Annotated in this window: 13 protein-coding genes; 2 read left to right on the top strand and 11 right to left on the bottom strand. The window is 36.7% G+C overall.

Features of this window, described 5'->3' with window-relative positions:
* Positions 1-30: 30 nt before the first annotated feature.
* The 11 genes from CRV04_RS12645 to CRV04_RS12695 form a co-directional block, all read right to left on the bottom strand.
* The gene (locus CRV04_RS12645) at positions 31-387 is read right to left on the bottom strand and encodes a hypothetical protein (protein ID WP_228126562.1); all 357 of its coding nucleotides are present in this window, start codon (positions 385-387) and stop codon (positions 31-33) included.
* A complete protein-coding gene (locus CRV04_RS12650) occupies positions 387-1,532 on the bottom strand; it encodes an MFS transporter (protein WP_128997223.1) in 1,146 nt (381 codons plus the stop codon). The genes CRV04_RS12645 and CRV04_RS12650 overlap by 1 nt, the downstream gene beginning before the upstream one ends.
* Positions 1,532-2,878 carry a sodium-dependent transporter gene (locus CRV04_RS12655; RefSeq protein WP_128997224.1) on the bottom strand — a complete coding sequence of 449 codons (1,347 nt, stop codon included), beginning with the start codon at positions 2,876-2,878 and terminating at the stop codon, positions 1,532-1,534. Before CRV04_RS12655 ends, CRV04_RS12650 begins: the two co-directional genes overlap by 1 nt.
* A 106-nt stretch (positions 2,879-2,984) precedes the next feature.
* On the bottom strand, positions 2,985-3,707 hold the full coding sequence (truA, locus tag CRV04_RS12660) for a tRNA pseudouridine(38-40) synthase TruA (protein ID WP_128997225.1): 723 nt from the start codon (positions 3,705-3,707) through the stop codon (positions 2,985-2,987).
* Positions 3,708-3,710: 3 nt separating this feature from the next.
* Complete coding sequence (locus CRV04_RS12665; protein WP_128997226.1) at positions 3,711-4,727, bottom strand: LptF/LptG family permease; 1,017 nt, start codon at positions 4,725-4,727, stop codon at positions 3,711-3,713.
* On the bottom strand, positions 4,724-5,494 hold the full coding sequence (locus CRV04_RS12670) for a prepilin peptidase (protein ID WP_228126565.1): 771 nt from the start codon (positions 5,492-5,494) through the stop codon (positions 4,724-4,726). Before CRV04_RS12670 ends, CRV04_RS12665 begins: the two co-directional genes overlap by 4 nt.
* Positions 5,484-6,131 (bottom strand): di-trans,poly-cis-decaprenylcistransferase, encoded by a 648-nt coding sequence (locus CRV04_RS12675; RefSeq protein WP_128997235.1) that lies wholly within the window; start codon positions 6,129-6,131, stop codon positions 5,484-5,486. The genes CRV04_RS12670 and CRV04_RS12675 overlap by 11 nt, the downstream gene beginning before the upstream one ends.
* Positions 6,132-6,162: 31 nt before the next feature.
* Positions 6,163-7,401: a bifunctional phosphopantothenoylcysteine decarboxylase/phosphopantothenate--cysteine ligase CoaBC gene (gene coaBC / locus CRV04_RS12680; RefSeq protein ID WP_128997227.1), complete on the bottom strand. Its 1,239-nt coding sequence runs from the start codon at positions 7,399-7,401 to the stop codon at positions 6,163-6,165.
* Positions 7,402-7,413: 12 nt separating this feature from the next.
* Positions 7,414-8,724: a bifunctional UDP-N-acetylglucosamine diphosphorylase/glucosamine-1-phosphate N-acetyltransferase GlmU gene (gene glmU / locus CRV04_RS12685; RefSeq protein WP_128997228.1), complete on the bottom strand. Its 1,311-nt coding sequence runs from the start codon at positions 8,722-8,724 to the stop codon at positions 7,414-7,416.
* Positions 8,725-8,733: 9 nt separating this feature from the next.
* Entirely contained in the window at positions 8,734-10,698 is a 1,965-nt protein-coding gene (locus CRV04_RS12690; RefSeq protein WP_128997229.1) for an ankyrin repeat domain-containing protein, read from the bottom strand.
* Between the two features lie 39 nt (positions 10,699-10,737).
* Positions 10,738-12,312 carry a helicase-related protein gene (locus tag CRV04_RS12695; RefSeq protein WP_128997230.1) on the bottom strand — a complete coding sequence of 525 codons (1,575 nt, stop codon included), beginning with the start codon at positions 12,310-12,312 and terminating at the stop codon, positions 10,738-10,740.
* A 56-nt stretch (positions 12,313-12,368) separates the two neighbouring features.
* On the opposite strand from CRV04_RS12695, the gene trmA reads away from it, so the two are divergent.
* Together trmA and CRV04_RS12705 are read left to right on the top strand one after the other, a co-directional pair.
* Positions 12,369-13,487, top strand: a complete 1,119-nt coding sequence (gene trmA / locus CRV04_RS12700) for a tRNA (uridine(54)-C5)-methyltransferase TrmA (protein WP_128997231.1) — start codon at positions 12,369-12,371, stop codon at positions 13,485-13,487.
* Between the two features lie 168 nt (positions 13,488-13,655).
* A complete protein-coding gene (locus CRV04_RS12705) occupies positions 13,656-14,495 on the top strand; it encodes a flagellin N-terminal helical domain-containing protein (RefSeq protein WP_128997232.1) in 840 nt (279 codons plus the stop codon).
* Positions 14,496-14,873 lie beyond the last annotated feature (378 nt).

A 14,873-nucleotide genomic window follows, 5' to 3' on the forward strand; every position in this document is an offset into this window, starting at 1 on the left:
CGCTGAGATTGCTACAAAGATGGCTTTTGCTTACTCTTCGACGTCAATATCCCAGATGACGGATACCCCATATTCTTGGTTTAGGGTAATATATTTCTGATAGGTAATCTTTTCCTTATACTTCTTCGAATGAAACGTCACCATCACATCTTCCCCATTAAGAAGTGCCCTCACCTCTCTTTGTTTCAAATACTTTCCATACTTTCGTAAAGCATTTTGCCAAATACGAAAATCACACGTAGCATCAGCAGTGAGTTCAAAGAGTTCGCCATCTTCAGAGTACCACTTGGCATTAGAACAAGCATACAGCTCTACTTTCTTGCCATTAACCTCTTTTTTTCGAACCTCAATTTGCCCATCTTCACAATAGGGGCATTTGCCTAACATCAACTGTACGCCTTAAAATGGTTTCGATTAAAATGCACGAACAAAGTTATAAGTACAAGAACAAAGACAAAGGTTAACACCGTAGGATACCATCCAAAGTGTTCATAAATAACCGCAGGTAGAAGTGAACCTACCGCTCCACCAATGTAATAAAAGGTCAAATACATGCCTGATGTGAGTGATTTTTGAGACTCCTTCATGGAGTTTGCTAAGCGTGTAGAGAGTGTATGCACGGTGAACATCCCAAAACAAAGCACAAAGACCATTGCAAAGACAAACCAGATATGGTCATTTAAAAATGCCAATGTGGCAAGAAAAAAGACTCCCAGCCCAAACATAATGGTACGCATCTCTTTTTTAAACAGTGCTGTGATTTTATGAATAGTAAGAGAAACCACAATACCCACACCATAACCCAAATACAGTAAACCAATTTGTGCTTCAGTCACATCAGGCAATTGCTCTTTGATTCGAAATGGCACAATATTTAAAAGCCCAGAGAAGACAAAAAAGACCGTAAACATCAACATATATATCACGACAAATCGTTTGTCTTTTAAAATCATCACCACATCTTTGACTTTGGCTTTGGTCAGTGTTGCTTCCCCATTAAATGAGAGTTTAAAGATAAAATAAAGCCCCACAAGTAAAGCAACAGAGAGTGAAAAGAAGACATAACGCCACCCAAACTGTGTGGCAATGGCTCCGGACATAACCCGACCAATCAAACCTCCAAAAACCGTTGCAGCCACATAAAAAGACATGTTGCGTTTAATGTTTGCTTTGTCATTGGCCAAAATACTCATGGATGCAGTTAAAATAGCGGGTACAACAACCGCTTCACACGTACGCAAAAACAGAAAAACTTCATATGTGTTTGAAAATCCCAATGAAATATTGGTCACACACAAAATCAAAGAGGCGATAATCAACACTTTTTTTGCATTGATGCGCTCTAGAATATAACCATAAATAATAGGAGCCACTGCTAAGAAGAACATGATCACCGCAGTAAAAGAGGAAGCTTGTGTCACAGAGACACTGAACTCCTGCGCTAACAGTGGTTGCAACGGTTGCGTTGCATACATCACTGAAAGTAAGATAATGATTGTATAAACAACAATCCAGAAGTCAATTTTTTTCATTAAAAGGAGATGACACCCATTTCATTGAGCATCACTAAAAGTACGGCAATGGGTGCAACCACACGCATGATAAACAACCACACTTTATATAAATTTTCACCAATATAAGGAACCAACGCTTCTCGTGCCACTTTTTGATCCATAATATAACCCACGAAAACTGCCACAATGATTCCACCTATAGGCATAAGAATGGCTGCAGAGATAAAGTCAAACCAATCAAACAGATTTTTACCTCCAAAAGTTAACAGTGAAGAGAACGCGGTGGTGTTTGATAAGAGCGTAAAGATACCAATAATATAAAAAATCACCGATACACTGTAGGTTGCTTTTTTTCGTTTCATGCCTCTTCGTTCTACCAGATACATCACCGTTGGTTCAAGCACAGAAACAGCAGAGGTCACAGCGGCAAAAGCTAAAGCAACGAAAAATGCAATCGCTAAAACCGTACCAATGCTTCCCATTTCATAAAAGACTGCAGGTAGCGTAATAAATACAAGCCCTGCCCCTTTTCCTGGTTCTTGACCAGCTGAAAACAAAATAGAGAAGATAATCAATCCAGCCACAATGGCAATGAGGGTATCCATGATTACAATTGTTAATGAGGCTTTAACAATATTCACGCCCTTATCCAGTGAAGCAGCATACGTTAAAATGGTTACCATACCAATAGAGAGTGTAAAGAAAGCGTGTCCCACTGCTACAATGATAGAACCCGATTTAAATTTGTCAATATTGGGAGAGAACATAAATGAAAGCGCTTGAGTGAAACCATCGAGTTGCACCGAATAAATAAGCAAAACAGCTAAGATGATAATCAGGGTAGGCATCAAGATGTTATTGAGTTTTTCAATCCCTTTTTTAACCCCACGTGAAATCGTATAGGCAATCACAATAAATGCCAAGGTATAATAAAAGATCTGTGTCCACACATCTTTTTGAAGCAAGCTCATAAAGACGCTTTCAGCCTCTTGTACATTTGCAGGCAATGCGGTGGCAGCCACAACCACATAATTAAAAATCCAACCTACGACCACGGCATAAAACGACAGAATAAAAACTCCCGTTAGAAAAGTAAAACCTGAAAATTTCCAATATTTTTTCTTTGAAGGAGAGTGAGTTTCAAATGTAGTGACGGCATCTTTGTGTGCATAACTTCCAAGCAACACTTCGCCAATAAAAATAGACATTCCAATAAACAACACGGTGGCAAGATAAACCAAGACGAAAACACCACCACCGTTTTCCCCTGCAATGTAGGGAAACTTCCAAATATTTCCCAATCCTACGGCACTTCCTGCTGCTGCAAGAATGAACCCAATACGCGTAAATCGATTTTTATGCATATCTGTCCTTTACTATGATAATACAGACATCTCTCAAAAACCAATTGCACTGTGATTTTTGAGAAATATCTGGAAAATTATATCGAAGAAAGGCTGAAAAAATCGGTCAGTAGATTACTTTTGCGAGGTATAAACCATTGCCATTGATGGGGGTTTTAAAGCTTCGTTTCTCTTTTTTAAGTTGCAATTGAAGCTCTTTTATGGTGCGTTTTCCCAGAGAAATTTGAATTAAAAACCCCACCATCAATCGAATTTGTGAACGCAAATAAGAGTTGGCAGTGAATTTAAAGACATACAGATTTTTATGTTTATAAAATTTTGCTTGATAAATGTGTTTGATAAAGTTGGTTTTATCACTGCCTTGTTTATGAAAATACTCAAAATCATGTTCGCCTATAAAACACGTTATGGCTTCTTTGATTTTTGCTTCATCCACTGTTTTAACATGTGTGATATACCGTGCATTAAAGGCCGTGAGTTCTTCTTGCGTGATGAAGTAACGATAGACTCTTTTTTTTGCACTGAAACGTGCATGAAAATCATCGTTGACATGTTCTGCTTTTTTCACACGAATAGAGAGAGGAAGTTGATGATTGAGCAGTTTTTGAAGTTTTTTGAGGTCATGAAGATGTTCAGGTAACACGGTATTAAAAACCTGTCCAGTGGCATGCACACCTGCATCTGTACGTCCACTTAAGATGATTTTGGCTTGAACATTGAGTCGTTGAAATGCTGCTTCTAAAGCATCTTCAACAGAAGTTTTAGATGGTTGTTTTTGAGAACCGCTGTAATCTAAACCATCGTACGCAATGGTTATTTTGGTATTCATACCTCAATAGACCTTTTTAACGTTTCTATGATAGACATAATAACACAATACCATCCAAATAGGAGGAATGATATACAAAGCATTGAGCTGGATTTTTTTAGACAAAAAATCAGCCATCACATAATAAATGACAATAAAAAGCACACTCCAAGGCACACTTCTGTTCTTTTCATATCGTGGGTTATAGTACCCAAAGGCAATGACTAAAAAAAGTGAGATAAAAGGGAAAACAGAGACCAAAATATAAAAAGTAAACTTATCCACATTATCATTTCGTCTGATTTTATCTTTCCAGTAATTAAATGAATCAGTAAAAATCTCAAACTCTGAATCATTAACTCTATCTGCAATGGTCATTTTTTCAAAATCAATTTGGTTGATTTCATCGGGTTTAAAATGAAAGAGTTTTCCATTATTTAATAAGAAGTTCAAATCTCCCTCTTGGTTCTGCATGGTCGCTGTCTTAGAGACAATAAACTGATCCGCATTATCTTGGGTTTTAAAGAGTTTAACTTCTGAGTAAGTATTCTCTTTTTTATCCTCAATATAAATCATCCAATCTCCAAACTTCTGTCCAAATTCAGAAGATTTGATGTTAAAGTTGGCCTCTTTTTTCTTTACGGTCATCATCTGTTCAGTCAGGTGTCTTGTTTTGGGAATTAGTCCTAAAGAGACAATCAACAGCGCCACAGAAAGTACAAACGTCACAGGTAAGAATACTTGTAAAATACGTGTCGGTTTTAATCCAAAAGAGGTGATAACAATGAGTTCATACTCACTTGAAAGTTTCGACAATGAAATCACCAATGAGATAAAAAATGAAATGGGCAATGTGTAAAAAATGATATTGGGTATGGTATACGCATACATCGTAAAAAGTTCAAATACATTGATGGTGACAACCGAGGTCAAAGCTGCAATTTTAACTAAAAATACAATTGATGTGATAAAAAAAAGTCCAAAAAATATAGGAAAAAATGTAATCGATAATTGTGAAAAAATGTATTGATTTAACTTCAACTAAAAACCTTTGAAAATGAAAAAATATACTCTATAAAAAGTCCCAAACTCAAAAAAGGGATAAAGGCCAACTGCCGTTGCTTTTTTACAAGGGTAAAATAGAGTGAGGGTATTATAGCAAAAAGTGCCGCAAAAAAAAGAGCCACAAAGCCAGAAAAGGTTCCAAGCAGCGCAGAAATGAGTGCAACTATAGGAATATCTCCCTCTCCTAATGCGGTTTGTTTTTTGAGTTTTTCATCTTTTAGAAGTCTGCTTTTAATGTTTTGAATATAAAACGTTACAATAAAATTCAACAAAGAAAATCCACCTGCAAAGAGTAAAGCATCTTTTAATTGCTCAATGAAACTTCGAGAAGGCAAGAAAAAAACCAGCACCAAAACAAACAGCAACAAATAATCAGGTACCGCTTGATACTTGATATCAATGCCTGAAAGCACAATCAACGCATAAAAAAGGGCGGTCACAACCAAAAACTCTATCCCAAACTGCAATTTATAAAACAAAAGTGTGGTCACAAGGGCCGTAAGAGCTTCAACCATGGGGTATTGCCAACTGATTTTGGTATGGCAAGATGAACAGTGACCTCTTAAAAAAACAAAAGAGATAAAGGGAATGTTTTCATACCATCGTATTTTAGTATGGCATGAAGGACAGTTTGAAGAGGTTAATATAGAGAGGTTTAAAGGGAGACGCACAATCAATACATTTAAAAAAGAGCCCATACAAGCGCCTACTATAAATGCAATAATAAGTGCCTCATACTCCACCAAAACGCCGCTCTCTTTTTATAAAATCATCAATGATGTCATCTAAGTCATATTTTGTGAAATTGGGCCAAAATTTTTGTACAAAAAACATCTCAGCATATGCGCACTGCCACAACATAAAGTTTGAAATACGCACTTCACCACTTGTGCGAATCAGAATATCCACATCAGGAAAACCTGCTGTATCCAAACACGCTTCAATGTTCTCTTGGCTTATCTCCAAGCCTTTTTGAGTGAGTCTTTTCACTGCTCGTGTGATTTCATCTTGGCTTCCATAGTTCAACGCCAACACTTGGGTTAAACCTTTGTTTTTTGCCGTTGTTGATTCGGTGAGTGCAATCTGCTTTTGCAACGATTTTGAGAATTTACTCATATCCCCAATGGCTCTGAATCGAATATCATTTTGCATATAGATATCCAATTCACTTTTAAGATACTTCTCCAAAAGTTTCATCAAAAACTCTACTTCCAGTTTAGGACGATTCCAATTCTCCGTAGAAAAAGCGTACAAAGTTAAATACTTCACACCTAAAGCAGCACAGTGTTGTGTGATTTCACGCACCACTTTTGCACCCTCTTCATGTCCTGCTGTTCGTTTTAAATTTCGCTCTTTGGCCCAACGCCCATTTCCATCCATAATGATGGCAATGTGTTGAGGAAAGTTATTGTTACTGCTCACTGAATTCCTTTTGCAAATGCGTTGCTAATGCTAAAGAGAGTTGCAATTTCTCTCCTGAAAAACTTACAGCCTCTTCTTTGTTTTTACAATAGAGTTCAATGCTATTTTGAGTCGATCCAAAACTCTTTGAGTCATTCAGTACATTTAAACACACAACATCCAACTCTTTTTTACTCAACATATTTTTAGCATTACTTGAAGCTACCAATTCATCCATCTCTGCTTTAAAACCAACAGAAATCACATCTTTTTTATCCAAAGAGTGCAAGATATCCATGTTCTGTTTCAACTCTATTTTCCACAACGTTCCCAAAAACTCTTTTTTGAGTTTTCCCTCTTGCACATTTTCAGGCACATAATCACTCACAGCTGCTACCATAAACAAATAGGGTGTTTTTGGACTGTTTTTTTTAGCTTTGTGCACGTTTTCTTGAAGATGTTCATACATCTCTTCACTGCTTTGCACAGGAACAACATGCATTGTTTTAGGCAAATTTTCATGCCCTCGAGTAGACACCAAACGCACATTTGCCCCTTTTAAGTAGAATGCCAAAGCCAAACTTGAAGCCATTTTTCCTGAAGAGAAATTACTGATATAACGTACATCATCCAGTTTCTCAATCGTTCCACCGCCACTTAACACAACCTCACGATTGCTCCAATACTGCTCTTGTAACAACTCGCGTGCAGTGGCATAAAAGATATCTTCCACGTCACTCATCGCCCCATTGCCGATATCTCGGCATGCCAACTCTTTTGAAACGGGTTCGACCATCACGTAGTTGCTTTTTTGAAGAATTTCTAAACTCTCTTGAGTGATGGCATTGTGCAACATATTAGTATTGGCTGCGGGGCAAAGCAGTTTTCTTTGAGGGTAGGCAATCGCTGTTTGTGTGAGCAGATTATCGGCAATGCCATGTCGCAGTTTATTAATGGTATTCACACTTGCAGGAGCTATGACGAAAATATCGGCCCACTTTCCTATGGCGATGTGATTATAAATAGAGTCTTTGTCCCAACACTCACTCTCTTCTGTTAAGACAGTGTGTTGCGAGATAGTTTCAAAGGTCAATGCTGAAATAAAACGTTGTGCACTTTGAGTCATAATCACACGAACTTGGGCCCCTGCTTTCACATACAGACGTATAAGTTCCAGTGTTTTATACACCGCAATAGAACCTGTCACCGCGACGAGTATCTTTTTGTTGTTTAAAAGTTCTGCATGCATGACTCTCCTTTTTTATTTATTGAAAAACTTGTAAAAATAGTCTTTGATGACTTTCAAAGGAGCTCTTGTAATTGCTAAAGAACCCTTTGAAATATTTTTTGTGATGGTACTTCCTGCAGCAATAATCACATCATCTTCTATGGTCACTGGAGCTACGAGTTGCGTATCACTTCCTACAAATACATTTTTCCCAATGATGGTTTGATGTTTATTCATACCATCATAGTTGCACGTGATGGTTCCACAGCCAATATTCGTACCCTCATCAATTTCACAATCACCCAAATAGCTTAAATGGCCTGCTTTGACCCCTGTGAGTTTCGCTTTTTTGGTCTCTACAAAGTTTCCAATGTGCGTATCTTTAAGAACACTTCCTGGTCGAACGCGTCCCATTGGTCCCACATCTGAATCTTCTACAACAGAGTCTTCAACCACACTGTTAGTTTTAATGTGCGCATTAATCAATTTGCTGTTACCTAAAAGAGTTACGCCATTTTCTAAAATCGATTCACCCTCAATTTGAACCCCATACTCAATATAGATGGTATCAGGCAGTCGCATGATTACACCTTGCTTTAAAAAGGCCTCTTTGATTCTGTTTTGATGAATGACTTCTGCTTGGGAGAGTTCTACTTTGGAATTCACCCCTTTAAAGTTCTCAACACTCACAGCCAATGGTTTCAAACTCAAACCTTGATTGATTGCCATTTCCACTAAGTCGGTGATGTAGTACTCTTTTTGAGCATTGTTGTTGTTAAGTTTTGGCAAGTGTTCGAGTAAAAATTGTGTATCAAACTGATAAATACCTGCATTGGCAGTTGTGATGGCCAATTCTTGTTCATTGGCATCTTTTTGTTCTACGATTTTTACAACGTTGCCATTTTCAACAACCACTCGACCATAACCATCCGCACTATCAAGTTCTAAAACAGACATTACAATGGTAGCATCAATATCAAACTTCTCCAACTCACTTGCTTGAATCAATGGCATGTCGGCATTAAGTACCAACGTCTTTTCATGTGTAGGAGTGATATTCATCACTGCCCCACCCGTTCCTGGATAGTTTTCATGGTCTTGTACTACAAATTTCAGTTGTCCTGTTTCAAGCTCTTTTTGAAAAAATTGTTCCATGCTGCTTTGTACTCTTTGAGCTTGATGATAAATCACCACGGTGATGTCATCGCTTAATTTGAGTGACTCTAAAATAGAGTAATACAACATTGGTTTACCCGAAATCGTATGCAACACTTTTGGTGTTGTTGATTTCATTCGTGTTCCTGCACCTGCAGCTAAAATAATAATTGATAAATTTTTTTTCATAGACCTTCCCTAAACTTCGTGTATCTCTTTTTTTAAATTTTTCACCACTTGTGCAATGGCATGTTGCATCTTCACATCGGTGATACTGTTGTGTAACAGTTTGTCCAAATTGGACTCATTTTTAATAAAAAATTGCGTGACGGACTTACTTTTTTTATTTTTATTATACATCAAAACACCATAAGAAATCAGCACTTGCACCAAATTCAAATGTCCTAAAATAGCCGCATAATTTAAAAGCGTATACCCTGCCCCATCGGGTTCATTTACATGTGCTCCAGTGGCAATTAACAGACGTGCAATTTTAGTATTGCCTCTCCATTGAGTATGGTGAAGGGCGGTTCTTCCTTGCTTATCTTTGATGTGTAAATCGACTTTTTTTGAAGCAATGAGTTTTTCAATCACTTCTAAATCATTGGCAATGACTGCTTTGTGAAGCACCGTTCTGCCATCTTTATCTGCAGCGTTAACATTGACTCGATACTTCAATAAAAAACTTAAACGCTTTATAAAATCCTCTCTCTCTTGCGGATTGGTCAGTTTCAAACCATTCTCAATCATCACACAAAGTGGTGTTTTCTGTTCATCATCCGTGATGTGCAAATTGATATCATAATTTAAAAAGAGTTTGAGCAGTTCAAAGTCATTGTAATTGACAAGCTCATAAATAATCGTTTGCCCATTGCTTTTGGGTTTGTTTATGTGCGGTCGATACGCTAACAGACGTTTCAAAACGCCAAAATAGGGTTCTTCTTGTTTAATATCCAAAAAACGTCGATGTTCGGGTCGTTTATAGTTTTGTTGGATTAAAATGATGTCCACCATCTCATCAATGACCGTCCGCTCTTCATAATCACGATGCTCAATATCTGCCCCATGTTCGATTAAGTACTCAATCATTCTGATGTTGCTTACCCCACCATAAAGGACTGAAAAAAGTACGGTTTGTCCCTCTTCATTGGGCACATTCAAAGAAGCTCCCGCTTTAAGTAAAAATTCAATGGTTACCACGCTCTTTTTCATCACTTCATTATAAAGCAATGACTTGCCATTTTTTTGTGGTTCATTAATGGGCAGATCATACTGCATCATAATGGTCATCAGTTTCAAGTAGTTTCGTGAAGGTTTGACCAGTCGATATTTACTTTTGGTTTCGTCATCATCAATGGGTTTTTTCACCATTTTGTAAATCATTAAAATCTCATTGACCACATTAAAACCATTGTTATCGCTGCACGATAAATCGATCCCTTTTCGAATCATCTTTTCAATAATTTCTAAATTGTCTGCACCCAATAACACAGCATTAAAAAGAGCATTTCTGCCTTCAAAATTGACGATATTGACATCAATCCCATGTTTGATTAGATATATCGCCAGCCTCGAGTCCTCTTTAAGTACCGCATTAAAAAGGGCACTCTGACCTTCATTATCACAAACGTTTAACTCTTCAGGTGGTACATTGTTGACAATCTCTTCAACAATTTCAAAACTCTCACCTTCAATGGCATCAAAGAGCACATTTCGATTATAGCTGTCTTTATGAAGTAAATCAGCCTCTCGGACAATAAAAATTTCAAAGAGTTTGTGTTTGCCTTCAAGTGCAATGTCTTGTACAATACTTCGTCGTGATTTATTAATGTAATTAAGACTGAATCCCATGTCCAATAAGAAACGAACCATCACACCATCGTTGTTATCAATGGCTTCATTCATCACTGTTTTCCCGTAAATGTCTTCAATTTCAAGTTTTAAGCCATGTTTTAAAAGCAGTTTAATGGATTCCGTTTTTCGTTTTTTAACCAAGTCAAAAAGAAGTGTTCGACCTTTATCGTCAAGTTGATTGATATTGATCTCTTTGTTTTTGATGAGTTTAACCACTTTTTTCTCATCGAGAATGTTTCTATTGAGTTCTTTAATAAGTTCGTTAAATAAAGCTTTATTTTTAATCGTTGACTTAATAAAGTGCAGCATCGATGTCCTTGGTTTATTATAGCTTAATAGTATAACAAACTATGAATTAAATTTCCTGTTTCCTCGGCTTTTTTCTCTGTTGCCACGCGCTTTACTGTTTCTTTTAGGAAATCGTTTTTTAGATTGAAATTCTCTGTTTTCAGAAGCAAGTTTTACATTACTTTTAAGTGAGTTTTCAATGAAGGTATTTAATGCATCTCGGGTCATACGAGCTTTATTTTCATCGGGGAATAAATTGGGCAATTTATATGAAAGCCATAAATACAGTGAGATTTTTTTCACTTCATCTTCAACCAGCAATAAATCTTTTTGCGTTTTGGCTACTTTAGGAACCGTAATTGAGGGTTTGTATCGCACCACTCGTGACTTTAACACAGCAGCAATATAGGCTTCATACGCTTGTTTGATGATGGTTGACTTTGTGGTCATGGGTGCTTGGGAGAGCATATATTTATCTTGAAGTTTTAAATTAAACTTAGTATCCACAATGCTTGAAGCCTCAATCATTGAAGCAATATTGGCAGCCACAAAAGGCCCACTGAAACTCATATTGCGTTTAAAAAACTTCAACACTTTACTTAAACTTGTGGTTTGCAAGTGTGACGCAATGGCTTCAATTTGCTCGGCACTGGCTTTGACTTTAAAAGGTGGTTTTATAGTACTTACAGGGGTTTCAAACAGCTTTTGAACTTGTGCTAAGGTCTTTTTATTGAGTGCTCCAATATGTCCTTTTTCATGATGACCATATCGTCCTGCACGTCCTGATATTTGAATGATTTCACTGGGACTGATTAATCGTCGTTGCACCCCATCAAACTTCTCACACGTGGTAAACAAAATTGTTTTAATAGGCAGGTTTAAGCCCATGGCAATGGCATCCGTGGCTATAAGAATATCGGTCTCTTTATCTCTGAAACGACGTGCTTCATCCCGTCTGACTTCCGGAGAGAGATTTCCATAAATCACCGAGACTTTGTGATACTTTTGAAGACGTTCTTTATACATCAATACATTTTTTCGACTAAAAGCAATCAATGCTGTACCTGGTTGTAAATCTCTTAAATTTATGGGTTTGTCAAGTACTTCTAATGGATTCTTTCTTTTAAATCGTACAATTTCAAGTTCTTCACCTAAATACTCAGCAATCTTTTTAACTGCATCCAAAGCATTGACACTGCCTGTCATAATGACTTTGTTTGCAGGTGTACCAATAATAGCATTGACCCATGCCCAACCGCGGTCAATATCGTCAAGCATTTGTACTTCATCAATAATGGCAACATCCACATCCATGTTAAAATCAATCATCTCAATGGTGGAGCATACATGCGCTGCTTCTTCATCAAAATGTTGTTCTTCTCCTGTGACCAAAGAGACAGGAATATTTGCCTCTTTTAAACTCTCATACCCTTCTAATGCAAGCAGTCTTAAAGGTGCTAAATAAATACCACAATCGGCGCTTTTAAGCTCACTCATTGCAGAATACGTCTTTCCACTGTTGGTTGGTCCTACATAAAAGTAGAGTTTTCGTTTTAATGAACGTGCGAGTGGGTAGAGTGTTTTTAAATCACAATTTAAAAGGTTGTGTAGTTGGTCTTGCCATGATGTTTTCATGAGGGTATTATATTGCTTTTAATATAATATCAAATTAAATTAGGAGTATTACGTATATGAATTGTAAATATTTTGGAGAGTGTGGAAGTTGTACGCTTCATAACTTCTCGTATGAAGAGCAACTGAACCATAAAATTCAAAGAGAGAAAGAGCGTTTTAAAGCATTTACAACAAGTGATTTTGACATCATTAAGAGCAATGATAGCCACTTTAGAAACCGAGCAGAGTTTCGAATCTGGAAAAACTTTGATGAACATAATAACCCAACTCTTTCGTACGCCATGAACGATTTTAATAAAAAAGCACTTGAAATTGACTCCTGTGAAATTATTTACAATGATATTGACCTGCTTATGCCACAACTGTTAGATGCCATTCAAAACAGTGATGAACTAAAAAACAGACTCTTTGCAGTGGAGTTTTTATCTTCTACTACACAGGATATGTTAGTGACCCTTATTTACCATCGAAAGTTGGATGAAGCTTGGGAACTTGCAGCTCGCCTTTTAGAAAAGAGTTTAGCTATAAAGGTCATCGGACGAGCACGTAAACAAAAAATTGTTCTCAGCCAAGACTATATCCAAGAAGAACTCACTATTAATAAGGATCCTTTCTATTTTGAATACAAAGAGGGTGGCTTTACTCAACCCAATACAGGTGTGAATATACAGATGATTGAGTGGGTTTTAAACCATATGGATGCGAAAGAGGACTTGTGTGAACTCTATTGTGGAGGAGGAAATTTTACCATTCCTCTTTCAAAAAAGTTCAACAAAGTCTTAGCCACAGAAATTTCAAAAACATCAATTAAATCTGCCAAACGTAATTGTGAGCTAAATAATATCAATAATATTGACTTTATTCGTATGAGTGCAGAAGAGTTTGTAGATGCACTCAATGAAGTGCGAGAATTCAATCGATTAAAAGAAATAAATTTAAAAGAGTATCACTTCTCAACTATTTTTGTGGATCCACCAAGAGCCGGACTGGATGATTTAACCAGAAAACTTGTGTGTGATTACGAACAGATTATTTATATTTCTTGTAACCCAGAGACATTGGCTCGAGATTTAGAACATATTACTCAAAGTCATACTGTAGAACATTTTGCACTTTTTGATCAATTTGCATACACACAACATATTGAGTGCGGTGTCATTTTAAAACTAAAGTAAAATGTATAACAAATAAAGCTCTTTTAAGCAACATTTCTTAAATTTAGCTTTATTCATTATTTTTTTTTAAAAAAGGTTATATTTTTCATTAAAATGCACTCTGTTTGGTTTGACATCATACTTTAATATAGGTTACTCTATAAGTATAAAATAAGAAAAGGGTACAAGATGAGAATTAATACAAATATTGCATCTTTAAATGCACAAGAATCAAACAACAATACGAACATTGCACTCAATGAGTCACTGGAAAAACTGAGCTCAGGTCTTAGAATCAACAAAGCAGCGGATGATGCATCAGGTCTTGCTATTGCGGATAAATTAAGAACTCAAGCAACTTCAGTTCGACAAGGTATTGATAATGGTAACTCTGCAGTTGCTTTATTACAAATTGCAGATAAATCAATGGCGGAACAATCAAACATTCTTGATACAGTAAAAGCCAAATTGATCCAAGCCAATACGGCTACTACGTCTAGTGCGGGTAGAGCATCAATTGCTTTAGATATCTCTAAACTGTTGACACAACTTGATAACATTTCAAAATCAACCAACTATAATGGAACACAGCTTATTTCAAATGCTGCAGGAACCAGTTCTGCTCCAGCATTAAACTTCCAAATTGGAGAGAATGCAACTGCCAATATGATTCAAACGACGGCGATTAACTCAAATACAACAGCGTTAAGTCTGAATGCGTATACAAGTGTCACTACCATGACAGCAGCATCTGCTGCAACTGCACAAGGTACAGTTGATACAGCTATTACCACACTGAATACCTACCGAGGAGCGATCGGGTCGATTCAAAATCAAATTGAATCTGCAGTTAGAAACCTTATGACGCAAGAGACAAATATAAAAGCAGCAGAATCCATTATTCGAGATGTTGATTATGCTGAAGAGAGTGCAAACTTCAACAAAAGTAACATCATCTCTCAAGCAGGAGCATTTGCATTGAGTCAAGCAAATCAAGTACAACAAAACGTGCTTAGACTTCTTCAATAACCATTTTATCAATATCTACTCAACCCTTTTAGCCTTCTGCATTATTGTGCAGGAGGCTTTTTTATTGTCTATAAACTCAACCTCACACTTCAAACATTAAAAAACTTCTTTGAAAATATCAAAATTTAAGCTAAAAATAAGAAATGGTATGTGATACTTCTATTATGGATTAGTAGGGGCCAATTGGTTCCGAGAAGATAAACTCTTAGAGTTTAAGCTTCATGCTTGCTTCAAACAAGAAGGTATCCGGCGAAAACTTTTACGTTTTCAATGTGTCATAATTAAAAGGATTTATTATGAGAATTAATACTAACGTTGCATCTTTAAATGCACAAGAATCAGCATCTCTTACTAATAACAGAATGCAAAGTTCTTTAG

Origin of the sequence: Candidatus Marinarcus aquaticus (assembly GCF_004116335.1) — a bacterium.
Taxonomy (GTDB): domain Bacteria; phylum Campylobacterota; class Campylobacteria; order Campylobacterales; family Arcobacteraceae; genus Marinarcus; species Marinarcus aquaticus.